Below are 26,161 nucleotides of genomic sequence, written 5' to 3'. Positions count from 1 at the left end.
AAGTCTTTATAATATGCTAAATATCAACTTCATATTTTATGTTTATTTTCATTCTTCTAACGTGATTAATACTCATATCCTCTGTGCTTGTGAAATTTAAAATAAGTTTGTATAATCTTCACCTCTTACCCCTTTATAAGAAATACCGTGATACCCTATTTCCTTGCAACATTCAGCAATATAATTGGTTAAAGCATAATCGGAATTGTAAATCCCATCATTATTTGAACTTTCCCGTACCAAATCATTAAATTTGTAAAACAATCTATCTATATCGAGCATTATTAATGGTCTTCTGATATTGTCGTACTTTAAGAGACTCTTCATTACTTTTCTGCAAGTGTAGCCGGAAAACACTCCATAAACTCCCTTTCGTAATCGTCTTTCTTTGTTCTGATTTGAATTCGTCATTTTATTCGATTGGCTCAGACAATGAATGGACTAAAGGTTGCAACATAATGCAATGCAAGTACTTAATCAGTATTCCTATGCTGCTACGATTTCTTATATCCTCCTCTTATTAACCCCCGTCGGGAATGAGATAATATTCTTGTCAAAATTGGAAATGGGATAAAGTTCTTGTCATTTGGTTTTGACAAGAACTTTATCCCTAAAATAAAAAAAGCCGCGATTTTCGCAGCAATTAATGAGATAATGTTCTTATCACCCGACATTAGTCTCTGGTGTCGGATGACAAGAACTTTATCTCATAAATGACAAGAATCTTATCTCATTCCCCATGCAATATTATTTTATTATATCTGATGAGTATATTACTACAGCAAAAATAAAAAAACGCCTAATAAAGGCGAATTAAATTGTGTTTTATATTCTTAGTTTCCTTACATATTGGTTAACGTAAGATTCAATTCTTTTATTTTCATCATTTGGATTTTTGTAAATTCTCATTGCTACACTCAATGGTTTAAAAGTATTCATTTTGAATAACAATTTCTTCATAGTTTTAGTACTTAGCGGGCATTTAAATTCATTAAAATTAATCGTTCTAGCTACATTTGGAAGCATAATTTCAATCTTTTGTTTGTGCCTTACATCTGAGTTGTGTTTTAAAATTGCTCTCTCCCTAATAAACTTTGCTTCCAAAATACATAAGCATATGCATATGGACAAATGGGAGGAAACTCTTCATTTTCATTCTTCCTAAGTTCTTGAAGCATTAGTATACATTTTAGATGTTTTTTGATGAATTTCTTTTTAACATATTGGTCTATAGCTTTGAAACATCTACAATTTTGCTTATATAAATCATTTTTAAATTCATCTCTATATAAGTAATCTTGCGTTAAGGCAACTTCCACATTAGAAAAATACTTGGATTTAATTCTAGGTTCCAGAGTAAAATGTTGAATTGAACTAACCAGAGGCGAAAAAAGTTACCTATAATATATAACATTAATGCGGTGTCGCATTAAACAAATTCAACATAAAATAGGCTGTCGAGAAGTCTCGACAGCCTGAACTCATTAACAAAAATGAGTTCTTTTTATTTATGCATAGCAGGACTAACAAACTTGATGGTTAAACATAACGCGATGCAAAATGAATTCCTCAAGTAATGCTGCGTCAATTCCGATTTTCCGTTACATATATGTTATCCCGAGATACAGACAATTCTAGATCTAGGGTTCCCGTCGTTACAGTCTCTTCATAGTAACTTCAATTATATTACCACTTTTGTCCACTTACTGCGAAGAAGTTATGCAGATCTTTTTATACCTGGTTGCGGAATTTCACATCAGTGAACAGCAAATAAAACACTCCGTCATAAGGGGATTTACCATTTTACTCATGCTTAGTGATATCTACTGTGTTTCTACATACCGCTCAGAGGAGGTTTGCTGTCCCCTCCCGAGCTTCAGTACCGAATAGAAGTAAGTAAGAAAGAAGACTGCGATTTGCTGTCTCATAACAACTATTTGATATGGAATTCATTTTGTTGGATGTCATATTTCTTATCCTTATAAATTATTGGAGTAACAATTGTTGTATTTTTATTGCTGGATAATCCTTTAGCATCAAAAGTGATACGGACAAAGTTTTCTCCTTCTTTTATATATTTTCTGTAATCTAATTTATAACGATAGTTATACATAGTATTCCCCATTTGAATTACTTGATCACTACTAGGTGACGATTTTCTCAACTGATACAAATAATCATCGTTTGTATTCGGGTTTTCTATAACTTCTTGAAAAGCTACTTTAAAATCATCCTCTTTTAAACGTATTTTCTTTGCAAGCGGGGTTCCCTTCCTATCGAAACTCATAAAAGTAATAGAAACATTTTGTGGTGGGTAATTGTCGCTGTCAATGACAATATTTGAGTTTTCAAACTTAATATCTATTGGTTGCTTCGGTATCATAGTTATTATACCAAATAAAGACCACAAAAAGGAAATTATTACAAAAACCCAAACACGCATAATTGATATACGCGTAATTAAATTCAGTATTTTTTTAGGATCAAATTTATATTTTTTCTTAATACAAAACAAAATGATTATAGACAGTACCAAAAATGTAAAAATAAGTGTCATTCCGATAACCAAACGATCCTTAACATAAAAACTCCGAACGACAATAAAGACTACAATTATTATTGATGATATTGAAAGATTCATATTTATACTCTTAAAAATGTTACTGTATGCTTGATTTGCCTTTTTTATTTTTTGCTCTATAACTTCTACTAGATTTGTTTGTAAATTAAAGCTATTGAACTCTCTCCAGATATAAACTATAATATTCCCAATAATCATGGTTAAACTTATTCCTAAACATATTAGTACAATATGTTCTGCACCTATAGAAAATTCCAAAGGTACTCTTGACGAAAAAGAATACACAAAAAAATCTAGGTAGAAACTTCCGATAAATCCAAAAATACCTCCTATTATAGTTAGAACTAATACTAATCTGGTTGTTCTTTCTGAGAAACTCAATTCATTTTTTTGATATCTTTGTTTTTTGTTAAATTTTTTACCTTTTCTATTTCTAAACAAATAACTCTCCCCTTTTTGTTATCGTCCTTAAAAATATGCATTCGTGAATAACATTTGGTGCTTAAGCGTTCGTAGACCTCTTTTGTAAAATGTTGAAGAATTTCCTCACGATTCACGTTCCATTTCCTTTCTGGTTGCTGCATTTACATAATGCTGTGCGTATTAAAGTAGCTGTTATCTTAAACCGAGGTCTAATATAAATGATATGTGAAATGATATTTTTCAAGGGTATATTTAACAATAAAACATCCTTATGTATGTATCGGACAGATTAGTGATTTTGTTTACAGAAAGAACCATAATACTCTTGGTTCCTTCTCTCTATTTTCTGATTCAATAGTGGAATTAAATCGACAAGTGACTCGAGCATAAATGCCCCATGTCCTTTGTTTTCTTCTATAGAGAAAAAATCAACTATCTTTAAAATTCCAACATCTTCATCAGTATGTTTTAAATACATTCTTGACCGATAGTTCATTGGTGTCTTGCCAAAAGACAGATACAGGATGGCCAAGTTATCAGGATCATAATTACTTAAATCAAAATAAACACAAGTCATATGATCGTCTCTATCAAAGAAAAGCCTATAATACACATCTCTTGGATAACCTTTTTCTTTGTGCAGCTCCCTCAGATGCTCAATTACGTCCGCCATTGAATTTAAAATCCCAATTTCCTAATTCAGCTCCACATGTAATACCTGAGGATGCTTCTGAACAATCTCATAGCTTGATTTACAGCCAGAAGGATTCAGTTTGCATTCTTGTATTTCTATAATTTCAAGGTTTCGATTCACCTCAATATCAGGGATCTGGATATGTATATTTAGTAACTCACCAATACCTTTTACCTTCTTTATTTTATGTTGTGCTTCATTTTTTTTAATCCTCACTTGATTCAATAATTCTTCTGTCAACCCATTTTCTATAATTTTATTGTGATAATGATTTTTGGGACAATAATCAAATCTTTCTTAATCATACATTTCAAATGCTTAATTATACACATTCAGACACCTCAATCTTTCACGATTAAAAGAGCCACCTTGAATCGCTGCACCCGGATTCTTCCGGACATACGGATGACTCGCTCCTGATTTTGGAGACGCACCGGCGAAATACAGTCACAGCGAAACATCTAAATGGCAATTTCATTTACTTCGTTTAACTCGTAGTATTCTTTAGGCAAACGTTCACCAATACAAAATTTGTACCTCTAACAGCTCGGTTACCGGTTCATCGTGATCCCAGAGAACTACATTTATCTTTTCTGCCATCTTCACGGCGGGAGCAGTAAAGTAGGAATTCGTTACAGCCAGAATTTTGTCACAGTCGTGCATATCTTTTTTAGCATACGCTTCTTGCACGGTCGAAACTGAGATTTTACCTGAGTAACGTTTGCATTTAACCCCAATACGGCCATCACTTATTTCGATGATGAGATCAATGCCTTCATCCAGGTTACCTGGTATTGTTCACCTGATATCCAATGCTCTTGTTTTTTTACTGAGTTTTCTCATAAAGAAAAGCTTGTTGTTCACCCACCGGATTCGAACCAAATCGGAGTAGGAAGGCGCAGGATAGAACTGTGAATGCCTGATGATCTTTTGGCTGCCCTCCTATGCCTATTCAACATTGAATTTATTGGCCCGTTTTAATTTCTCTCCTTCATCACCGGTTTTGAGTGTGATTAAGTACAGTCTACTGGGGCAAACGTTAGTCCTTTACGGGAAGGAATCAAGTTCTTGTCCTCGGCAAGGGACAAGAACTTGTATTGTTAAAACATAAAGGTCCCTTTTAGGCGACTTTTAACGCGATCATTTTCTTCAGGAATAGATTCAATAACATTTATCGTTCTTACGATCGTTTGCTTGTACGTTTTAATTTTATCGATAATTCCGACATCACGGTCCTCTTCCTGAATAAATAGTGCATAGTTAGTATAAGGTCCAGCCTCTCGCACACCAGTATAATTCACTCCGTCATACTCAACCAGACTGCAGCATGCCCCGATAAAGTTGGGTAATAAATATCGATGTTTTAACAACCGAGAATCAGCTCGACTATCTTCAAAGAAGCCTTCAAAGCCCTGATCGAAAACCCCAATATCAAAAAGTAGCAGTTCCTTTTTTATTTCAAAGCTTGCTATATCGATTACTTCGTCGTCTGCTGTATGGATCTCATACGGTACAGCCTCCAGGTCATTTGTAAGATATAATACCGGTACACCGATCGCATTGTAGCGTCCATGGCTGGCATTTCCTTCAGGTGGCGACCACATTTTTGACGCTGGATATTGTTCCGTCGAATCCTCTTTACGACTTCGGCCGCGATACAGCAGCATTCCGTTATCCAATGTCGGTTTAAGCCTCATTCCTTGGCCTTCTTGTTTATGGAGCTTAATAGCTTGAAAAAGCATATCACCAACAGGATGCTTGGTGCCCATAGTTGGATGTTTAATCAGAAATTTACCGAATTCAGTTAAGTCCTCATGCTTAACGCCAAATCCATAGCTACTTGTGAAACTGCAGTAATGATGTAAGGCGGACTCATCATAGAAATCATCACCCCAAAAAAAGTTCACATCACTCACAGTGAAGATTTCTGAGTGTACATCGAGCCCCTGAGCACTTGGATCATCACGTGGATCAGCATCTCGACCACTCCCGCAACGAGGACAATTAACATAACCCGCAAATAGCGCAATGTAATTGTCTGGTACACCCTGATCACTTAAATAACTACTCAGTGATTCTCCGGAGACATCCATTTCCGCTTCATCTGGACCTAAATCTTTATTATAGTTATGGGCCAGATGCCCTCTTTCACTTCCTTCGCAATGTTCACAACCACCAATAAGCTTTGAAATTTCATCGACCACTTCCACCAAATCAGCATCATCAACAGTTACAATATAATAATCTTCGTGACTGTTGATCTTCTGACTGCATACTTCGCATATCGTCGAATCCCCTAGTTCTGCAATCTGCACTTCATACCCAGCATCCTCGAGCAAATTGTGTCTGTTTTTATCGAATATTTCGGCCAAATCCCCCCAACAAAAAGAACACATGGTTGTTTCCGTAATACTACCCAGTTGTAATGCTTTCAAATATATCATCCTTTCAACATCAGTTAATCAATTGATGCCCATACGACGTGATCCTGTCATTCTATGATATATAGATTGATCAATGTTACAAAGTTCCGAACACTGAGGTAATTATAAGTGGCTGGTTTGATGCCGTTCAACAACAATAGCTCTAGCAATCGGTCTAACTTAATCATTAGGCAGAGAAAATATAAATGATCTCACCTCAAGGATAAATTTAATATCACAGCCTCTATTCTCTTTCTACTTTGAATAGATATATTCTTAGCCTGCGCACTAAATAGCTCCCTTGCTTTATGAATAGAGTACGTTGGTGCTTTCCCCGCTCTATAATCCCACTCTTTTTTCCAATGTGAACACTGATACCAGCCTACAACATACATACCGAAATCACAATGATGTTGAACCATATACTTATTAGTAAGCTGGTCTAGCATGGCAGTCTCCAAATCTTCATTCCAGCAACCCTTCACTTCAATATACACACGTAAAGTCCTAGTGCCATTCGTTGCAGGAACCTCAACCTTAATATCTAAAAGAGCCCCGTTTTCGCCTCCTTGTTTGCGAAGAACCTGCACTTCTCTATTTGCTATCAGTCCTCTTCTCTGCAGATCTTTTGAAACAAAATATTTTAACGTGTCCGATAGTAAATTTTCGTCTTTTGGCCAATATTGATGCTTTAAGCTTCCTTTATTTTGGTTCCAAAGAAGTGCGACTAATGGATTCTCATTACCATTCCATTCAAGTTCAAAAGCTTCTAATGATTCCCGAAGAGCCTCAATTAACTGATATTCATTGGTTATGGGCTTTGATTCAGCATTTTCCGTCATATGTAGCAGTCCTTCTATGGAAGGAGCATACCAACTTTCCCGTTGGAACTGAACCCTGATCATTTCCCAATGATCACGCACAATATTACAGTCTGGAATTAGTTGTTTTAATTGCAGTACATGCTCCGGTTTTAAGATATCAATGGATTCCGTTTCATTTAGGATATATGATTTCCACTCCTCAACCCCCACCCTCCATTCCTTCTTAAATAGACCAGCATTTTTATGAATCCAACTATATAATTCTATCAACCCTGCGGGGGTCCATTTATTTCGATAATTAAAATCGGATCTATCTTTGGAGTATAGCCTCAGAACGTAATATACAAATTTGATATCCGCATTTTTTTTTGATCTTAATAAAATTGTGAGTATTTTTTCTCCACCGTCTTTGGCAGAATCCAACATTTTGGAAGCTATAGCTACAGCTTTCTTCCATGAAGAATAGCTCAGAAAGCGTTCTTTTATGATATCCTCACAAAAAGTCAAAGCAGTATCTTCTTCATGTAGATATAAAATTCCCAATAAATCTCTAGCCGAAGTTCTAGGTAGCAATGGTTCCATCAAGATATGTTGAATTGCTTTATTTATCTTCTCATCCCAAACGTGATTGATTCTCTCTGTTGCTATGGATCGATCTCCATGCCAAGATCCTATAGAGCGGCGTTTCTTTAAAAGAGAAAGAAGAGGCTTAATAATTTCTTTGGATTTAGCTCTTTTGTAGGCAAAACGAAAAATATCATTACCGCTATCGTATGAATCCATCTTCGGATGAACCATATATGGAATCAAAAGATATAATCTTTCATTTGACAATTGTTCAAATAATTGCGGACGCAATTTCCATATTAATTGCAACGCTGAACATATCGGGGATAAATCTGATCTCCAGTACTCATCTGGATAATACTTTACTTCAAATTTATTAATGAATAAATTTGCTGTTTGCAGCAATCTTTCTTTTTGTTCATTTGAAAAAAGAGGCCAAGCTCGAGATTTAGTTATGCAGTGCTCATATAATTCAAGTAAGTCTGGTCTTAGCTGCCGAGCAATCAGCGGCCAAACACGTGTTACATCTTTTTTCTCTGCCCCAAGCAGAATTCCTACACGTTTTAAAGATTCCCTTTTACTTACAAAACTTAGATGCCTACTTTTTTTATTGGCAGTAAAAACCGGTAAGCTTCTCATATTTACACTTGTCAAAGATTGGATTGGTACAACCATTCTACTGTTATTTTCTATCCATTTGTAAAGTGGTTTTACATCGGTTATATCCTTTTCACTATAGGGATTCATAAGTTGGACAGTCAAAAAAATCAGCTCAGTCCGAAACTCATTTTCAGCTACTGTTTCAATATGGTTTACGAGATCAGACAAATCTTTTGAATTGAACCACTCATATATGCGAAACCATGTACCAGTTCCCACATTTCCCCAAGTCCAATTTACCAATTCCATTCTTGTATCCCAGGTTACATCTTCACTATGTAATATACTTGGTGTGAGTATGAGGTGGCCCTTAATATGGAGTCTTGATAAGGCTAGCGAATTCCATTTTTCTGCATATTCTGTTTGCTCCCCCATAAGAATCAACAGCCAATCAAGCATCTGGGTCTCAAAAAAAAAATCACTATCTCTTTCCCTATTAATTAATAGCTCTACGACTCGATACTGATCGTGTTCTGAAAGGAAAGTGAATATTTCCTTAACATCCATGTTCCAATTTTTTAATTCTAGAAAGGAAATAATCTCTTCTATAGATAAATGAGAGGGATATAAATAATTGACGACTAAACTTGAGTTATCTTCATCCACTTTTCCTTCTAAAAGAACTTTCCTTAATTCCGCCTTATCCTTTTCTTCTTCAATTACTTTGGTTAACACGTATAGCGCCTGTTCAGCAAGCAAAGGATTGAACCATACTGTAGCAATTTCAAATAATTTTGCTATTAACGATGTAAGCTTCATTTCTTTTATAATACCAAGAATTAATCTACAGTTTAGTGAATACAGTGTTCGCATATCTAGATAGGAAAGAAGAACTTCCTCGATACCAGAAAAATAGAGTTGCTTAAAAAAATCCCAACTGGCTAGACGATTGTAAGATCCACTTTGTTCATATCTGTCCAGCAAAGCTATGAGCAGGGCTCTTTTGCTTGAATCACTTAGTAAATTGGAATCACAAAGGCTCAACACTTCTGGATCATTTTGCAAGATGTGGTTGAATACTTCTTCCGATGATCCGGCTAACCATGCAGATGTCTGGTATAACTGCGGAACAATATTTCTTTCCTCATTCTCAATCAGACTGATAATTTGTGATCCTGTTAGTTCTTGATCTTGTGCATACCTAGCAGCTAAATATTCCGCATAACTATAATGCGCCCAGCTAAATTTATTTGGCTCTAACTCCTTAAATAAGGCCGTCTGTAACAGTTCTTCAAAGTCATCCGAATGAATACCTGATACTTTTGACGAAGTTATTTTCCAGCTATGAATATCGAAAACAACGTCATTATTACAAAGAGGGTTCCCTTTACTGATCAATTGCTTGTTACAAAATATCGTTATAGCTCCCATTAACATAGCAATCTCAAAGCGTCTCTTGGAAGGTGTTAAAGGGAGAGCAGTTATCATTTTACGCTTTGGTTCCGCGCACAGCTCTAAGCAGCCTATTTCATATAGTTGGTCTCTCGTTCTCGGAAATTCTCCATTACTTTTGAAGTGTGTTAGCAGCATTCTCAAAGTCACAGGTGTGGTAACAAATCCCGTCATATTGCTTTTTTTAACTATATTCATAAAATCTTTACGATCGATTTTATAATCCACACAAGCCTGTGAGATATCTTCCAAAAATAACGGGGATAACTGAAATGCCTTCACAGATTTGTCCCCCCACAATCTCGCTAACCCTTTTTCAAACGAGTCAGGAAATAGTCCAGGTCTACACGTTACCCGCAAAAACAGCCTTGATGTATCACGTCTTGTAAATATTCTAATAATAATTCCGTCAAATAGCCTAACTGCAGCATGCCTTCATCTAAACTATCCAGAAACAAATAAAGATGATTCATGCTATCTTTGCTGTTGTACCAAGATTGATAAATCGGATGCTGGAAGATTTGTTCCTTTAATTCTCCCTTCGTAGATACATACCGCAAATTAAGATATAATTTATTTTTCAATATTTTTTTTCTTTGGTATTCATCAATAATTGTGGATTTTCCCAATCCGGCATCTCCTAATAGGATTAAACAGGGTATTGTAGAAAGCTGATCTAGCTCGAATAGATTTGTTCTATCATCCGGTCTGGAAGGTATATGCATCCCTTCCCACATAGATCTTACCTCGTTGTCTCCACGTAAATACCAGAAGCGACACCAGGAATGTTGGATCTCCTCATCATTATTTTTCAAATTTAACCAATCCTTTTCGAAGTATAATTGTTTTCTATATCATTTTCACAAAATTGCTTTAACACTAGGCAGATTCTTTGCCCTTCCAGTGTATATTGATTAGCTGATTGCTTGTTCCATTCTAATAAAAGATAAATAAGTCCCCTATGTGGCTAAGTTTAAGACTCGATCACAACCAGGAGGTTTCGACTGACAAAACCACTCTAACGAAAAAATCGTTCTAACCAGTTATCTCTGCGGCATTAGCCAAAGTGCATCAATATAGCTCAAATGCCTCGATTTTTGCCTCTAGTAGATCACGGAAGCCAGGGCTTAACGGAACATCGTTGAGTATTATCACATTTAATGGAACACTGCACGAACTGACGTGCTTCATCAGCATTAATGGTAAACCTAAAGGATTCTAATGAGTACTTGCGAGATACAGTTTTCTATTTGAAAATGAGTGAGACTAATAAACGAATTATGCACTTGTCTTTACATTATCATTGGCTTTCTTGGATGCAGACAATTTTCCTTTCATCTGTAGCAACATCTCAATCAATTCATCACGGTTAATTAGTCTGACACCATTTGACTTAGCTAACTCATAGGCCTGCTGTGTAAAGTTGCTATTGGTGACCACCCATGCACTATTTGCTCTATAATGTGCACGGGCGCTCTGTACTTCCTGAACCGCTTTTAAGCCTACATTCTTGCTGTAACGCTTCGCTTGTACAACTATTCGTTTGCCTTCCTTTGAAAGAATTAAATCAGCACCGAAGTCACCAGTTGCCTGTGTTACTTCAGCCTTGTAACCTTGAAATCGGAACAGGTGGCCCAGATAATGTTCAAACTGCACGCCATCCATTTTGTCAATCTGTGTAATACCGGATCTCTTTAGGCGCTCAGTTCGCTTACGCTGAATGCTGATCATTAATAGAACAACACCAACCACTCCGAGCACTCCAACCACCATTGAAGCACCCCAGGATTTAGTTAACGAGTATGTACCTGCAATACCTCCCAGCATGACCATACCAGCCAGCCCTTGGAATAACTCTTCTTCCTGTTTCGATTTACTTTTCCTTCTAGCCATGATTCTCCTCCTACTAAATAAGCATAATGAACTATAAGGGAATTTTACACTTGGGACTTATTTCGTACAAGATGTAAAAATGTAAAAAAGTGAAAAAGTAAATAATAGCCTTATTGTTTTATAAAGCATAAATTCCACGTATCCCTCGAGAATCGGTCTCTTTAATCCTCATTCTTTATCCGTCTTTTATGATGGAATACAAAAAACACTCTAGGTTTCCCTAGAGCGTCATTGAAGAAAGTGGTAAATATATGTTAAGTAGCAATGAAAACGGGTAACAGGGTAACTTAAAAAAATTGCTTACGCGTCCCTGAGGTGGGCTTTAATACAACTCGGCGATCGTGTCCGTTCTCGGTCTGTAGAACGCTCGGCCTGACATAAAACTCGTAGGCGGTCCACCTACATAACCGTTTATGATCGCTTCAGCAGCGGCAATCGGGTCATGCTGGAACGTTAGTTCCTGCCGTTTGCTTTGTAGTCCTTCGCATTGCGTTTGAATATTGAACACCGCAGATTTACGCAAATACGGTATTTTTTTGGGTTCGTGTGCTGTCTTTGTCCTTCAGCTCCAGCCACTTCCAAAACACCACAGTTTGCGCCTTCTCTCCCCGCTTGACCCTGCCGCCTGATTCTTTTATTTGTTTGAACGTGGCGTATTCGCCAGAATCCAGCAGCATCGTGTTAATGCCGCGATAGGGTTTTTGTGTTTTCCAGTTGACCGCGCCGCCGACAACCCACGGTTGCCGCCACGGGGCAACACCTGCCGCCAGCATATCCAAAATGCGTTTAGTTACAAGCTCGTATACATCATTTTTCATATTGCTCTCCCATTTTTTCCCGTGTTATGATAGGAGGTGGGAACGGATAGCATCCGTCCCTACCAACCTTTCAGCGAGGTTTGTATCAGGCTTCAATCGTTACCGCGATTGGGGCCTTTTCCATTTTTGTTTTGATCTACAAATGTTTTTAAGTCTTGAAATGCTGCTAACTCTGCTCGGCAATCAATAAGAAGCTCGTCCAAATTTTCTTCTTGGTCACCCGCTGCCTGCTGCATTTCCAAACTGCATATATTTGATTCACAGCGCTGAATCCGCGCAAGGACCAACCATTCTAAAAATGGCCAATAATCCTCGGTCTCGACCTCACGCACATATCTGAAAACCGTTGTAAAATCTTCATCCTTCATGATTGCTCCCCCTTAATATTCTTCTGGCAGTAACAGCGTGGTGACGCTGCGATCTGCTTCTGTAATAATCCAGAACCGGACCCCGCTCGCTGCTCTGTAGGCCGATAGCAGCCGCCCACCATCTTTTAAAGCCTGCTCGTTGCTTTCCTTGTCCTCTTCCGATATCTCGCCCCAGTTCCCTGAAATATGCCAGCGTAGAGCTAACAAAATTTCATCATCCGAAACGGCTTGCAAACATCCCGGCGTTCCCACTACCCGACCTAAAGAGAACTTTCTAAGCATGTTCGGCATGTGTATTTCTTCCTTTCTGTCTTGGATTTTGGTTGTCAAAAGAGCATTTTTTGGACGTTGCCTGCCGCATGGCTGGCTTCCCCAAAAGGGAAAAAAATGCTTTCCATCAAAAAGAACCGGCATTCGCCGGTTCTCTCCATCTTCCCTGGTCTACTTTCAAAACGGTTTTAATCGATAAGCACGATGATAAAGCGCAGCGCCAGCGTAGCGGCTCATGATGTGTGCCTGCCATCTTTGATTTGGCCTACAGCTCTTGCGCTCCGTGGGCTGCGTGAAACGAACGACAGGAACGTAGAGCGCCTTGGCCGGGACGCTCTCACCCGGCGTAGGCGCTATAGTTATCGGCGTGAGTAGCGGCCCAGCGGTGCGTACTGGCTCTAAGGCGGCAAGAGCGCCCGCCTTAGAGCCAGTAGCATGAGCCAGCTTCCCGCTCTTTCCCTGCCAACTTTTCTGCTCACCGATTGGGAAGCCAGCCTGCTTGCTACAGGTACCCAGGCTGGTTATAACCAGCCTTTAGGTTTCAACCGGCTCATAAAAAAAAGACGCTTCCGGTTTCCCAGAAACGTCTTTAATAATCTTCAACCCACAATGATACGTAGATAAATAATACGTAAGCTAAAAGGAAGAACCCAATCACACTAAAAAGGATAATCCAGATAAAACGTTTTTTTAATGGAGATAGAATTTTCCCCCATCGTCTTAGGATTTTCTGACGGGTAGGCAACAACTCATATTCCAATTTCTTTAAAACATGTTCTGCTTTTTCCTCATCTTTATTTAAAAGTTCACTCCAAATTTGTTCATATTGCTCTCGAATTGCTTCTTTGGTAGAACTATCTTTTAGCAAAACCATTTTCAACCTCCATAGAAAACAAAGTAGCAAGAAGACCTGAAGAGCAAAGCTCCAGATCTCCTTGCATCCTAATCTTAATTGTGGTAAACATGTCCTCTTACCTTCACGGAATTACCAATTTCCTCATTTGTAGCTTTTAGAAATACACCGGAAAGTGTGCGGCCTGTGTATATAGATTCATAGAAAGCATCTCCATCCCAATAATTGAAACCTGTATGGAATGCCTGCCCGTAAGGTTCATCACTAAAAAAACCTTTGCTTACAACACTATAACGCACAGCACATTTTGATGTGCTTCCAGGAATCTGCTGCCAACCTGTAATACCTATTCTGTCCTTGTTCATATTAAACTGACTACTGTATGTGTGATCCCCCGCAGAGACCCATTCCTTACCGCCTACACCATATCTTGCGAGTTCAGTAGACATAGGTTTGACCAACGAAGTGCTATTCTCTTTCTGAGATTGCAATAATTTTTCAACCTTTTTACTTTTTGTCTCTTGTTGTCCATCTATCAGAATTTTCCAGCTGTCGTCCTTTTTAATAATTGGATATGTGACTGTATTGATTGAACCGTCATCTTTCCTGGTTAGTTCAACAGTGGCTTTATAAGTACCATCAGAGGCAGAAGCCACATCTGTAATACTAACATCGGAGAATGGGCTATCTTTTAATGATTCGTTGTATACTTTAGCTTGTTCCTCTTTGTTGTTAAATCTGGTATCTATCACCCATTTTGAAGCTTCCAAACCATCTCCAGATTTTCCTGCTTCCACATAGTTTTTTATAGCCTGCTTAGCTAATTCCTGATTCGAAACGCTTTCTGCGCCCGTAAGACCAGGAAATACTGACATTGCAAGCAAAGGAACCAATAACATTGTCTTTTTTATTTTACCATTAAAACTTAGAAATTTCATTCATCTTCCATCCTCTCTTTTTTTTTACATAATCATCTTACATGTTTTTGGAATAAATGTACATTACAGCCATGTGAAAATTTTGTTACCCCGAGAGCGATAGATTTTCATCAACTCTGAAAGAAAGATTTTTTTCATACCTAACTAACCTCCAATAATTTGTAATTCACTAAATTAAAAACTGTTGTCTATCAAAATAAAGGGACGTCCCTGCTGCCCAGGACGTCCTTTAATAAATGGATTCAGTATTAGCTATTATTTTCTCGTCTCATTAGGAATAGGTTGGATAATATCTATATAGGATTTCGCCTTTGCAGTGAGATCCTTTTGTTGACCTTTCTCATCTTTGTATACAGCTTTGATATTCCCATTCTCATCATTAAACATCATAATATCAGTTACCCATTCGACGTAATTATAACTTGGTTTCTGACCAGCACTGGATACAATATCAGCCAGACCATTTCCTTCCGTAAATTGCCAAACTGCTTTGGCCACTCCATTTTTAATTTCAACTACTGTGTGTCCAACATTGTTTGAATACATGTATCTGGACGCATCCCCTCTCGGGAAGACATAACCATAGTCTTTATTAGCCCCCGGTCTTTCTAAAGAAGAAAGCGATTTGAAGGAGAATTGAATCGGCAACGATATAGCAGCCTGACGGGCTGCTTGTAAATCTTCTGCCTGTAAGCTCTCTTGGTCTACCCTATAATTTCCGTCTTGAATAAATAAAATAGACCGGACCTTCTCATAGTTTGCCTTGTAGCCAAAGTTCTCCGAAACAAAACGGATGGGTACCAATATCCTTCCTTGAGTTTGGACAGGAACGTCTACCTGAACTGCTTGGTTATTTTTAAATGCCTCTTTTTTGTTGGCCGTCAGCTTAATTTGATCTTTGCCTTTTGTGTTGAGAGCAGACTGACTTTTACTATCCCATTGATAGGTTACCCCAAGTGAAGCAAGCGTGCGTATAGGGACCAAAACACGCCCGTCCTTAATAATAGGTGAAACATCAGTTGCTATAAACTTTCCATTCACATTCACCGCGTTAACGGATATAGGATTGGCAGCATCAGCAATCGCCCAGGATTGAAACATAAGCACGAAGAAAAACACAAACACAATAACCTTTTTCAAGATAAATTACCTCCTTTTTCGATGAGTACCCTTACATAAGACGTATGAAATAATTCGAAAGTTTCCAATCCATACCAAAGTAATTCATATGTTTTGAGATGATGAGCGAAATGGAGTGTTCCCGGTGTTTTTTTCCTTCCCTAATCCCCTTTCAAGACCCTTCGCTCCGTGGGTTGCGTTAAGCCGAGCGCCAAGAACGTAGAGCGCCTTGGCCAGGTCGCTCTCGCCCGGCGTAGGTGCTCTAGTTATCCACGTGAGTAGTAATCCAGCGGTGCGATCTTAGGTGGCCGTTCTTGCCGTCTTAGACCAGTAGCATGAGCCTGTTTCCCCGCTTCTGTCCTGTTGTTCTTCAACCTACTGGAATAGAAAACTTAAAACATAAAAAGGACGTCCCTTATTGCTCAGGACGTCCAAATTGAAGTGAATAATCTATTTAATTTGGTCTTTCCTTACTTCACCGGAAATAGGTAAAATAATATCCGCTAATACCGAAGCATTACCGGGTAAAGCTTGTGTTACTGGTTTTTTGGCCCCTACTTTACCATATGTGACACTATTGTCCACACGTTCTTTTAAAAAATAATATTGTGTGTTGTCTTCCGATGGACGCTTTCCTTTTTCTTTCATTTTCTGCCTCGGATCATCTTCTTCTACACCTTCCCAAACTAAATGTTTAACATCATCCTTAATTTCATAGTAAGTATATAAATTCCCAACAACATAATAATATCTCAATGCTTCTCCTTCAGGAAAGATATACTGATAATAAACACCCTCCTCGGTATTATTAAGCGTATTTTCATCCTTAGAAGGAAGATTTACAGCGATTTTGCGTGCCGCCACCAAATCCGTACCTTGATACAGCTTCTTATATGTTTCTACTTGATCAGCACTCCGGATAATGACAGTATTTTTGTCCGCTTTCCACTCCACCTCTGCTTTAAAGGCTTCGCTGATGAAGCGCAATGGCACAACTACGCGATTCTTGTTCAATTGAGCAGGCACATCCAAAGTAAGTGTTTTTTCTCCATAAGAAGCTTCTTTTTTGCCGATCGTAAGTATAAGCTTTTCTTTTACCCCAGGAGCATTGACAGTCACCGTCTTCTTGTCCGCGTTCCAGACTAGATTAAGCTTTAGCGGCTTTAAGGAAGCTAAAGAAACCATAGTTCTCCCTGCTACAGAAACAGGGGGGGCATCTGAATGTACCACCTCACTATTTATGACCAATTGAATCGACGGTGCAGCAGAAAGCGGGATAGCAAACGTTAAGAGCATGCTTAAAGTAAGCATAGATGAAAGAAAGATTTTTTTCATACCTAACTAACCTCCAATAATTTGTAATTCACTAAATTAAAAACCGTTTTCGTGTTTACTATAAGCGATTAGTTGATCGAGGAATGGCGAAGAGAAAAGCAATTGGTCATGTTTGCGGTAAGATTGCCCAAGTTTTATACTCATGCCTTAAAAACAATGAACCGTATGATCCGTTCAAACATGCGAGCAAAATGGGAGTAGTACTTGATGGCGATAAAGTAAGATTAAAGATTCCTGCTAATTTAGAAGATTACGAACGCAAGGCAGATGAGTTAGCTGATGATGATGTCTTATAAGCGACAGTACCTTACACTGCCTTTAATAAAACATAGTTAGCCCATTTCCCTGTAAATTGGAAATTAAGCAGCATCCAAATACGGTGGTGGGCTCAAATAAATTTTTCTAAGCACTACACTACATTAGACTCGGAAAATAAAGTTGTAGACTGACGAATGCCTTTCCGGATGCGGATTGGCCCAGTGATCCGTAGGCCCAGCGGCCATCAACTGCAGGGCGATCACCAGTCAATACTCAGTCTACTACTTTATTTTCTCCGAACAGTGTCGGTTTGCGGTACGGACCCCTTCTCCTGGATATTCAGTCTAAAACTTATTTCTCAAAGGCTGACGATTCCTCAGCTCCAAAACCTTGTAGAATCAACAATTCCAGTCTAGAACTATATTTTCTTCATACATTTATAAAGCAAAAAAGGCCCCGCCGACAATTAAGGTTAGCGGGGCCTTTGCCGATGCTTTCAGACTGCACGCTCGGTACTTCCGATCTGTGTAAAATTGTAAGTATTACGAATAAACTCAATATAGTCAAAGAGCGTTAACCTGTCAACACGAAAAACAGACACTGTCCTTGAAGAGACGGCATCCGTGTGAATATAAGAAGCGCTTTAGATCGAAAAGCTCGTTTTCTTCAGTTCTTCCGTGCTGAACAGAATATCGTAATCCTTGATGCCTTCCCGCCGAACAAATTGCTCCGCAACTTTCCGAACAGACGCTTCATCGGGTCCATGAATCATGGCGTATAAATTATACGGCCAATCGGGATGCGCCCGGCGCTTGTAGCAGTGGCTGACTTCCGAATAACCGGCCAGCCTTTTTCCTGCCTCAGGTATATGCTCCTCAGGAAGTACGCAGATGAACAGGCCATTTGCTGAAAATCCCGCTTCCCTATGCTTTAGAACGGCTCCGATTCGTTTGAGTGCTCCTCCTGCCTGCAGCGCCTGCAAGCGCAGAAACACCTCTTCCAAGCTGCAACCTGTCTTATTGGCAATCTCGGTATACGGTTCGGGTGACAACGGAAGATCTCCCTGCAGTTCGCGGATCAGCTGCAAATCCATTATTTCTATTTTGCATGGTTCCTGTTTGGAAGTTGCGCCTCCATTCAAGTTCGGGCTGGGTGTAATGGCTGATGCATCAGCCTTCCCTTCCATATTCAGGAAGACCTTTAGTTTGAATAATTGCTCGGAGGGGAACTCATATAGCAGCGGCCCGCCCGCAGCTTCACGGATCGTTTCAAGAATAGCCCCCCGTTCTTCCTCGGTCCAGGAAGTCAGCGTGAACCACATATTGAGCCTGCTGCGCCGACGGTAGTTATGGGTTACGCCTCTATACCTGTTGACGACAGCAGCGGTCTGGTAAAAAAGATCCTCCCTGACTGCCATCGCATACAGACAGCCTCTAAATCCCAGTCCCGCCGGATTAAACACCCCGCCGATCCGCCGGATGAATCCCTCTTTCTTCAGCCTTTCAAGCCTTTGAAGCACATCTTCCTGGCGCAATTCCAGTTCCTCCGCAATGGCATTCCAAGGGCGTCTGACCAGAGGAAGCCCGATTTGCAGCCGATTCAGCAGCTTCCGGTCGTTCGAATCCAGGTCCACTGTTCCCACCTCCCCAGCTTACAGCGTCGCCGATCTTTTGTAACACCACGGCTCTTCGGCCATGAAATTGCCGCCGCTGTAATAGTACGATCTCGCCCGGCAGCCGCCACAAATGCCCACATCGGGACAGGAGCCGCATTCTCCCTCATATTTCTTGAAGTCCCTTAAATCCCGAAACACCGGATTATCCCGCCATATTTCATCAAAAGGCTGCTCGCGAACATTCCCCACCTTGACCGGCAGGTACGGACAAATATGCACCTCGCCATTCGGCAGCACCGAACAATAGGAGACCCCGGCCAGACAACCGCGCGTGTACCGCATTTCCAGCCCCATGCTCTTGGCAAGCGGCATGAACTGGGGTGCGCATGTCGGTTTGATTTCAAGGGATGTTGATTTCTGTTTGGACAGAACACTGCGCAGAACCGAGTAATACCGTTCCCGCTTCAGCCCGTCTTCTTCGATATGGACGGCCCGTCCGGTCGGGACGAGAAAGAACGGGTGCAGAGAGGATACATGAAGCTCCTCGGCAAGCTGGGCAACCTGCACGAAATCATCCATATTTCCTTCGGTCAGCGTCATGTTGATCTGCACTCTCAGCCCTGCTTCCCGGGCATAACGGATGCCCTCCAATGCTTGCTGCCAGCCTTCCGGCGCATTCCTGAACCGGTTGTGATACTCAGGCGTGGCGCTGTCTATGCTGATGGCAATGCCTCCCAAACCCACTTTTTTCAGCTCCGCAGCTTTGGCGGCGGTCAGAAGCGTGCCGTTGCTGCCAAGTGCGGGACGAAGGCCGATAGACGAGGCATACGCGATCAATTCGCAGAGATCTTCACGGATCAAGGGCTCGCCGCCGCTGAATATGAGAAGCTTGAATCCGGCCTGCTTGATCTGATCAATGAGCCGGATGCCTTCCTCCGTGGTTAGCTGGTCTTCTATAGACGATGTCGGCCCCGAGTCGCGATAGCAGTGTTCGCAGTATAAATTGCATTTCTTGGTCACATTCCAGGAAACGAGCATGCGTATTCAGCCTTCCTTTCCAGTGTTATACGATTCCAATTTCTCGGTCACTTAAATAACAAGATGGGTCCTCCGCCCAGAAATCACCGCTTACCGAAGCCCGGGCCCGGAAATTCCCGTTACAGATATCCAGCCAATTGCATTCTCTGCAGCGTCCCTTTAGCAGCGGTTTACGGTCGCGCAGGCCGACCATTAGCGGATGAGCGGCATCACGCCAAATCTCGCTGAATTTCTGCTTGCGGATATTACCGATTTCGATATCTCTCGTGAACTGATCGGGATAGACGTTGCCGTGCCAATCCACGCAGCCGATGGCTATTCCGGAACGGTTGCCGCCATTTCTCTGAAGCAAGCCAAGCAGTTCAGCTGCGCGCTCCGGGTCGTGCTCCATCATCCGCTGGTATAAGTAAACGCCATCCGCATGATTATCAACGGTGAGCAATTCCACCGGTTTGCCTTTCACATGCAGGTCCATCGTTTTAGCCATAATCCGGTCAAGAGCATGCCGGGATTGTTCATGGGTAACATCCTCTTGCTGCAGGGCGCTCCCGCGGCCGGAATAGACGAGATGGTAGAAGCAGGCCCGAGGAATATTTTCCCGCTCGATCAAATCAAGGACTCCATCCAAGTCTTCATATGTATGTCTGCTGATCGTGAACCGGACCCCTACCTTCTGGCCGATGGCCAAGCAGTTTCGGATACCCTGAAGCGCCTGTTCAAAGGCCCCTTTTCGCCCACGAAATTCATCATGGCGCTCTTCTAGCCCATCCAGGCTTACACCGACATACTTAACCCCTGCTTCTTTTAGCATCTTCGCCCTGTCCATGGTAATCAATGTGCCATTGGTCGATACTACCGGCCGAAGCCCTTTGCTTGACGCATAAGAAATCAGCTCATAAATATCTTTGCGGATCAGAGGCTCTCCACCGGAAAAAAGCAGTACCGGCACCTGGAAGGCGGCCAGATTATCAATAAACACCTTAGCTTCCTCCGTCGACATTTCATCGGGATCATGGGCAGGACAGGCATTCGCATAACAATGTTTACAGGTTAAGTTGCAAGCCCGTGTCGAATTCCATACGACGACAGGCCCTCTGCCCGCGGAAACGCCATGCGGTTTGTGTCCCGGCTTAATGGTATAACGAAGGTCATCGCCTTCTCCCTTCATACCGGTAAGTAGTTTCGTTACATTAATCATTTCCGCTCCCTCATCTCCCTATAATTAGATACCAGTTCTCTTTATCTTAAAATAACTTGTGAGAATAAGGATATGCGCTATTATCTTGCTCTTGCGCCGCATTAATGCTTGGGTCTGCAATAAGAAGAAACGCCTGACGGCGTCTTATTAGAGCTTACGCTTCCGAAGTAGCGATACGAGTATCGCTTTTAGGTACGTTTCTCGTAAAAATATAAGACCAAACGATAGGCGCGAAGCCTAAAAAGTCTTATATTTCAAGAAAAAAACCGCAATGCTGCAGGTATCAAAAAGGTCGTGGCCGAAATGATTTTTTCTTACCGTTAGCCAGTTGCTATGATCATAACGACAAGAACGAGCAATGAAATGAGCTAACTTTCCCGGGTCATGTACACACCGTCCATCATACTAAAGAAACAGCTGTAAAGTTGCAGAGAAATCCCCCCAATGGACGCACCTATTCCAATAGTCTAATACTTTATTTTTCTGATTCCCTTGATTCAAGAGAATCAGTTACATAACCAGTCTAAAACTTATTTCTCAATACCTGACATTTTGCGACCAAAAAACCGAGTCAAATCAACAACTGCAGTCTAATACTTTATTTTCTTCGGACACAAAGAGGAAAGGTTCACCACCAGTTAGAACAAATTTTTCGACATCTTTATGTTTAGAAAATTCAATGACAAGGTGGGTTAATTCCTCTGGGGTAAATTCTTTATCTCCAATAACGGATTTTGGGTTTCCACAAAAGTTACAATTAAGAGGACACTTATGTTAGTAATTAAACCCTACTGTTAAATGATTTCTAATTGTTATTCCCTCCCTTTTATTTAATCACTAATTTAAATTGTAACAATACTAGCTATCTCCTACTTAATCACATAATAAACCTGAAAGTTTTATATTCTTTTCACGGTACGATCTACCAGGGGGCCCGCCAACAAATCGGGGCAGTACCAGCGAACATGACATCATTGCACTTCATGACAGCTACGTGGTTCAAACTGCGCCTTGGAAACCACGTTGAATCAGAATAACGAGTGCAAAGCAGAACTATGGTTCCGATACCAACAAAAACCAGAACTTTTCACTGGTTTTCTTTGCGAGCTGTGACAGCTTAGCTGGTACTACCCCTAATACTAATTTCCAGCAAGCTGACGATTATCCCTTTCTCAAAGCCCGTAATATCAAGCCTTCCAGTCTAAAACTTTATTTCCATCGGACAGACAACAGTTTTGTTCGCTAACAGCCCTCGGACAATGTCGTCGAATGAATTAACTGATACGTTTGCACTTCATGACAGCTATGCTGGTACTATCCCATGATCTGAAGAAATTATCATTTACTATTCTCCAATCTTCTTCCAAAGTTTTTGCTGAAACCTGCGCCACACTTAAACCTTCTTCTTCAATATATTCCTCAAAGTCTAACACTATAGATGATTTTATTGATTCATAACTTGTCATGTTCATATCATCAGTCCTTATTTCATATTTTTAGAATAGACATTTAACTCAATATTTGGGAACTTACGTCTAAATTCCATAATTAAATTGGAGCAACTTTGGCACGCATCTAGTTCTGTAACAAATCTATTCGCCCTTTAACATTAGGGTTTTTTATTTGAGGAGCAATATCTTCAAGAATCTTTGCCTCCGTGTCATTATATCTTGGGAATTCATCATCAACATAGGTTTCCTATGACTTATCAACTTTGGAATGACTAAAATCTCCAACATTACTACCAACGACCTTTACCACTTGTAGAAACGTCTATATGAGCCTTCTATGCGTTCCCAGAGCCAATGAGCCGCCCGACGGTGCAGGGAGGAGCGGCGACGGAACTCTATCTTTAATTCTTGAGTAAAGTATCCTCCCCATAAAAACCGCTATGGAAAGAAATCCGCCGAGCTCCGCAGGAGTGCGTGCAGTCAAGGGTATTTTTTCAAATCTTCTTTACAGGTATGGATACAATAGATGTTTAAAGTATTTATTATATATACAAACCAAAATTTTGTGATCGAGGATTCTCAAACCAAATATTTAGGACTGACAGTCCCCTCAATCCAAAATATTGGGGCAATAAACCTCAATTTTTTGGGGCTTTAGCGGTCACTCTAACGCCGAAACAGGGCGGCTCTTTACGATGCAGTTCCGTCTAACAGCCGTACTCGTCGTTCGATTTTATCGCTCAGTTCCGTACACAAGCCCAGTATGATGCTGTGATAGTTGACCAATGACAGCATACCTGTCTCATCCACCGCCGCATTGCGTATATCTTCCTGTATTCGTCTCGCATACGGCTGATAGAAGTCCTTGTTCCTAATTGTCGGTAGAACCGCCATAGCGACAACTTCCCGAAACAAATCCTGCTTTTCGCGATAGGCTTCCTTGTCCAAGTCCTCCATCTGCTCTAGTACCACGTCATAGTTGGACTTGCTGTAGACATGTCGTAAGAACGCATGAAGGGCTTCCGAAAGGACGAGATAGGGGTTCAACGTTGTATTCAGTCGATAGAAGTTCCTCCGTCCACGTCGTTGAACCTCAATAAACTGCTTCTTCTGCAACTCCTTTAGCTTGGAGCATATAGTATTCTCGCTAAGCCCAAGATAGAGAGCCATCACTTGCTGATTGATAGCAAACCACTCCGTGACTTCACGTTTCCGCCCACTGTCTAACATGCGCCACGACACAAGTTCAAGCAGAACATTGACCGCATTGCCGTCCAAGAAGAAACAGCGGCGGATTTCTTGCGGAACTTTCGCATAAAACGTGGTGTCGACTTCATGAAGATATGTTACTTCTTCTTCCAGTTGCTCAGCACAAGTATTTTTGAACAAGCCAGAATGCAGCTCGTTCCAATCGGTCAATTTCATTTCCATTACCTTCCTTCGCATGGTGTTCCGCCGCTCGGCGGCTGTGGAGTGGGGAAGGCGGCTAGCCCAATCGTTACCTCACCTTTATATGTCAACTGGTCGTCACCAGATTCCTTGCTTACACAATAACAATCGCTACAACTTCCAGATTTATTGCGGATATTGTTCAGATACATCCTGACAATATTAATGGTCGGACTATCTATCTCAAAAGATGCTTTGCCTTTCATCCTCCCTATCGGGGCGGCGTATTCTACAGTTGCGTAGCATTTTGAAAATCCTGTGAGAAAGCGATCATAACAAAAAACAGGTCAATCATGGTAGTATCTGACCATAATCGACCTGTTCAATGTATCGGAATAGCACTTTTTAGGGTATAAAATTCAAGCATTTGATGTGCGTACAACCGAAATGAAGAAATCTTTATAAAGGTATTACATGGGTTATTTGTGTTATTGGTTAAATGATGGGTTCACTCGGCACTGGGGGATCTATTTCATCTACCCACCGGATAAAAAAAGACCACAACACGGGTAATTCCTTCTCTCATTATTTTTATTCGTCTATTGTAAACAAGGCTTATTCCTTTTCATTTATCCTTGGAATAAGCCTTTTTTTTAAAAAAAATCTATCGAGATTTTTTGAAGTTAATATTGGTTTGTTGGTCGTGTATGTTCGTTATAATAATCTCAAATTTTATATATATTAACTTATATTGTTGAATTGCTCTAACACGTTATCAATTCTTACTACCAAGTCCCTCCTCTCCTCTTCTATCAGTTGCTCATCACGAATATCTTCCACATTGAATAGCTGCAACTCCTCTTTAATCCTATATAAGCCTTCTTTTCTTGTGTATCCAAATTTCAAAAGATTTTCGGCTAGCGTTGTATACACGATTATTTTTTCACTCAATGTATTCTTACAATCTCGTTCAAAACGATTAAGAACTCTAGCAATTATTTCTTCTTCATTTATGGAGTCTGTGTTGATTTGATCAAAAAATTTATTAAGTTCATCTGTCAATTCTTCATAGTACCAACATACCCTTGGATAATAATCCAAAGGTTTATTATCCAATTGTTTAAGTACTTTGTCTTTACGTGAAATTAATTCATTGAATTGATCACTTGATAATTTATTCTCTTGTTCTATTAATTTAAAATTTAGTTCGGATATTGTTTCCATCATATAATCCTTAAAAGTGTGTAGAATCCTTACATGAGAAACTAAAATTTCTGCAATGATAACACTTATCACCGCTTTATCTGTCTCACTTTTTTTCATTGACATATCATATTCATTAAATGTCCTTGCAATAGCCTCCTTACTACTCATCTTTTCCTCTTCTTTAAACTCACAATACGTCTCATTTATATATTCCGAGTACTCTTCATAACTTGTGGCCATTTTTTAGAAACCTCCGAAAAATTATTTTGAAGTCTTAGGTGGAATAGGAACATCACCATTATGAACTACTTCAATTGTAATATTAGGATACTTTTTATCAAATTGTTGAATAATTTTATTACAACTACCGCATGTGTCCTTTTCAGTAAATAATTTAATTTTCCCAGTTGCATTTGGATTATCGCCTAATCTATTTGCTAGATCATTTAAGATTTTATACTCTGTATCTCCGTCCCTCAAGTAAGTATTTCCTGCTTTATCAGGAGCTTCAGTTGCCTTAAATATTGGCTCGTCAGGTTTGAATGAAAACTCCTCAGAACCAGGAATTTTTTTGTTTACATCATGAATTCCGCTATGCGCATAAAAGTCTGTTTTCTCGACGCCTTTAATATTTACTTCAGCATAAGCAAAATTACCATTTTCTTTATATCTATTTGATAATCCTCCCCTTGCCTCGGATACTTTATCAATAATATGTTTATCCGCTATTGGATCAATTGATTTAGTAGGAAATCTCCCGCTTTTCCCCTGAACACCTTTACCCGTCCCCTAAGGAGAAAACGATCTTAGTCCGTATCGTCTACGTTACCTAAATCAAAATTTATGTA

The 26,161-nt window shown here is 40.0% G+C and carries 25 protein-coding genes and 1 pseudogene; 1 reads left to right on the top strand and 25 read right to left on the bottom strand.

From position 1 onward, the window contains the following. Positions 1-1,933: 1,933 nt before the first annotated feature. The 16 genes from JO375_RS14425 to JO375_RS14355 form a co-directional block, all read right to left on the bottom strand. Positions 1,934-3,022 (bottom strand): hypothetical protein, encoded by a 1,089-nt coding sequence (locus JO375_RS14425; RefSeq protein WP_229525126.1) that lies wholly within the window; start codon positions 3,020-3,022, stop codon positions 1,934-1,936. A gap of 271 nt (positions 3,023-3,293) precedes the next feature. After that, positions 3,294-3,677: a hypothetical protein gene (locus JO375_RS14420; protein ID WP_229525125.1), complete on the bottom strand. Its 384-nt coding sequence runs from the start codon at positions 3,675-3,677 to the stop codon at positions 3,294-3,296. Positions 3,678-3,698: 21 nt separating this feature from the next. Further along, positions 3,699-3,938: a hypothetical protein gene (locus JO375_RS14415; protein WP_229525124.1), complete on the bottom strand. Its 240-nt coding sequence runs from the start codon at positions 3,936-3,938 to the stop codon at positions 3,699-3,701. Between the two features lie 276 nt (positions 3,939-4,214). Then, the gene (locus JO375_RS25070) at positions 4,215-4,481 is read right to left on the bottom strand and encodes a restriction endonuclease (RefSeq protein WP_377532617.1); all 267 of its coding nucleotides are present in this window, start codon (positions 4,479-4,481) and stop codon (positions 4,215-4,217) included. Between the two features lie 317 nt (positions 4,482-4,798). After that, the gene (locus tag JO375_RS14410; protein WP_229525123.1) at positions 4,799-6,133 is read right to left on the bottom strand and encodes an RES domain-containing protein; all 1,335 of its coding nucleotides are present in this window, start codon (positions 6,131-6,133) and stop codon (positions 4,799-4,801) included. Positions 6,134-6,333: 200 nt separating this feature from the next. After that, on the bottom strand, positions 6,334-9,846 hold the full coding sequence (locus tag JO375_RS14405; RefSeq protein ID WP_229525122.1) for an NACHT domain-containing protein: 3,513 nt from the start codon (positions 9,844-9,846) through the stop codon (positions 6,334-6,336). A gap of 68 nt (positions 9,847-9,914) precedes the next feature. Further along, positions 9,915-10,379, bottom strand: a complete 465-nt coding sequence (locus tag JO375_RS14400; protein ID WP_229525121.1) for a hypothetical protein — start codon at positions 10,377-10,379, stop codon at positions 9,915-9,917. Between the two features lie 463 nt (positions 10,380-10,842). After that, positions 10,843-11,457, bottom strand: a complete 615-nt coding sequence (locus tag JO375_RS14395; protein WP_229525120.1) for a restriction endonuclease — start codon at positions 11,455-11,457, stop codon at positions 10,843-10,845. 322 nt (positions 11,458-11,779) lie between these two features. Further along, the gene (locus tag JO375_RS14390; protein WP_229525119.1) at positions 11,780-11,980 is read right to left on the bottom strand and encodes a hypothetical protein; all 201 of its coding nucleotides are present in this window, start codon (positions 11,978-11,980) and stop codon (positions 11,780-11,782) included. Beyond that, positions 11,973-12,275, bottom strand: a complete 303-nt coding sequence (locus JO375_RS14385) for an ArdC-like ssDNA-binding domain-containing protein (protein WP_229525118.1) — start codon at positions 12,273-12,275, stop codon at positions 11,973-11,975. Before JO375_RS14385 ends, JO375_RS14390 begins: the two co-directional genes overlap by 8 nt. Before the next feature lie 92 nt (positions 12,276-12,367). After that, entirely contained in the window at positions 12,368-12,643 is a 276-nt protein-coding gene (locus tag JO375_RS14380) for a hypothetical protein (protein WP_229525117.1), read from the bottom strand. Positions 12,644-12,655: 12 nt separating this feature from the next. Continuing rightward, the gene (locus JO375_RS14375; RefSeq protein ID WP_229525116.1) at positions 12,656-13,057 is read right to left on the bottom strand and encodes a hypothetical protein; all 402 of its coding nucleotides are present in this window, start codon (positions 13,055-13,057) and stop codon (positions 12,656-12,658) included. 445 nt (positions 13,058-13,502) lie between these two features. Continuing rightward, complete coding sequence (locus JO375_RS14370) at positions 13,503-13,787, bottom strand: hypothetical protein (protein WP_229525115.1); 285 nt, start codon at positions 13,785-13,787, stop codon at positions 13,503-13,505. A gap of 74 nt (positions 13,788-13,861) precedes the next feature. Then, positions 13,862-14,704 carry a nuclear transport factor 2 family protein gene (locus JO375_RS14365; RefSeq protein ID WP_229525114.1) on the bottom strand — a complete coding sequence of 281 codons (843 nt, stop codon included), beginning with the start codon at positions 14,702-14,704 and terminating at the stop codon, positions 13,862-13,864. A 255-nt stretch (positions 14,705-14,959) separates the two neighbouring features. Then, on the bottom strand, positions 14,960-15,844 hold the full coding sequence (locus JO375_RS14360; protein WP_229525113.1) for a copper amine oxidase N-terminal domain-containing protein: 885 nt from the start codon (positions 15,842-15,844) through the stop codon (positions 14,960-14,962). Positions 15,845-16,273: 429 nt separating this feature from the next. Further along, entirely contained in the window at positions 16,274-17,158 is an 885-nt protein-coding gene (locus tag JO375_RS14355; protein WP_229525112.1) for a copper amine oxidase N-terminal domain-containing protein, read from the bottom strand. An 83-nt stretch (positions 17,159-17,241) separates the two neighbouring features. Between JO375_RS14355 and JO375_RS14350 the strand changes: the two genes are divergently transcribed. Further along, positions 17,242-17,454 carry a hypothetical protein gene (locus JO375_RS14350; protein WP_229525111.1) on the top strand — a complete coding sequence of 71 codons (213 nt, stop codon included), beginning with the start codon at positions 17,242-17,244 and terminating at the stop codon, positions 17,452-17,454. A 605-nt stretch (positions 17,455-18,059) separates the two neighbouring features. Here the strand turns inward: JO375_RS14350 and ahbB are convergent. The 9 genes and pseudogenes from ahbB to JO375_RS14310 form a co-directional block, all read right to left on the bottom strand. Continuing rightward, the gene (gene ahbB, locus JO375_RS14345) at positions 18,060-19,049 is read right to left on the bottom strand and encodes a siroheme decarboxylase subunit beta (protein ID WP_229525110.1); all 990 of its coding nucleotides are present in this window, start codon (positions 19,047-19,049) and stop codon (positions 18,060-18,062) included. An 18-nt stretch (positions 19,050-19,067) separates the two neighbouring features. Then, positions 19,068-20,051 (bottom strand): radical SAM/SPASM domain-containing protein, encoded by a 984-nt coding sequence (locus JO375_RS14340; protein WP_229525109.1) that lies wholly within the window; start codon positions 20,049-20,051, stop codon positions 19,068-19,070. 43 nt (positions 20,052-20,094) lie between these two features. Continuing rightward, positions 20,095-21,267, bottom strand: a complete 1,173-nt coding sequence (locus JO375_RS14335; protein WP_229525108.1) for a radical SAM/SPASM domain-containing protein — start codon at positions 21,265-21,267, stop codon at positions 20,095-20,097. 576 nt (positions 21,268-21,843) lie between these two features. Next, positions 21,844-22,026, bottom strand: a pseudogene (locus JO375_RS25065) (radical SAM protein); the annotation flags it as partial. Positions 22,027-22,541: 515 nt separating this feature from the next. After that, positions 22,542-22,733 carry a hypothetical protein gene (locus JO375_RS14330; protein ID WP_229525107.1) on the bottom strand — a complete coding sequence of 64 codons (192 nt, stop codon included), beginning with the start codon at positions 22,731-22,733 and terminating at the stop codon, positions 22,542-22,544. A gap of 17 nt (positions 22,734-22,750) precedes the next feature. Then, positions 22,751-22,813: a hypothetical protein gene (locus tag JO375_RS14325; protein WP_229525181.1), complete on the bottom strand. Its 63-nt coding sequence runs from the start codon at positions 22,811-22,813 to the stop codon at positions 22,751-22,753. A gap of 595 nt (positions 22,814-23,408) precedes the next feature. Then, entirely contained in the window at positions 23,409-24,143 is a 735-nt protein-coding gene (locus JO375_RS14320) for a BlaI/MecI/CopY family transcriptional regulator (protein WP_229525106.1), read from the bottom strand. Positions 24,144-24,848: 705 nt separating this feature from the next. Further along, entirely contained in the window at positions 24,849-25,553 is a 705-nt protein-coding gene (locus JO375_RS14315; protein WP_229525105.1) for an Imm3 family immunity protein, read from the bottom strand. A 21-nt stretch (positions 25,554-25,574) separates the two neighbouring features. Beyond that, positions 25,575-26,024 (bottom strand): deaminase domain-containing protein, encoded by a 450-nt coding sequence (locus JO375_RS14310; RefSeq protein WP_229525180.1) that lies wholly within the window; start codon positions 26,022-26,024, stop codon positions 25,575-25,577. Between the last annotated feature and the right edge of the window lie 137 nt (positions 26,025-26,161).

Origin of the sequence: Paenibacillus farraposensis, from assembly GCF_020736845.1 — a bacterium.
In the GTDB taxonomy this organism is placed as follows: Bacteria; Bacillota; Bacilli; order Paenibacillales; family Paenibacillaceae; genus Paenibacillus; species Paenibacillus farraposensis.
This window is presented reverse-complemented; position numbering and strand designations above follow the sequence as displayed.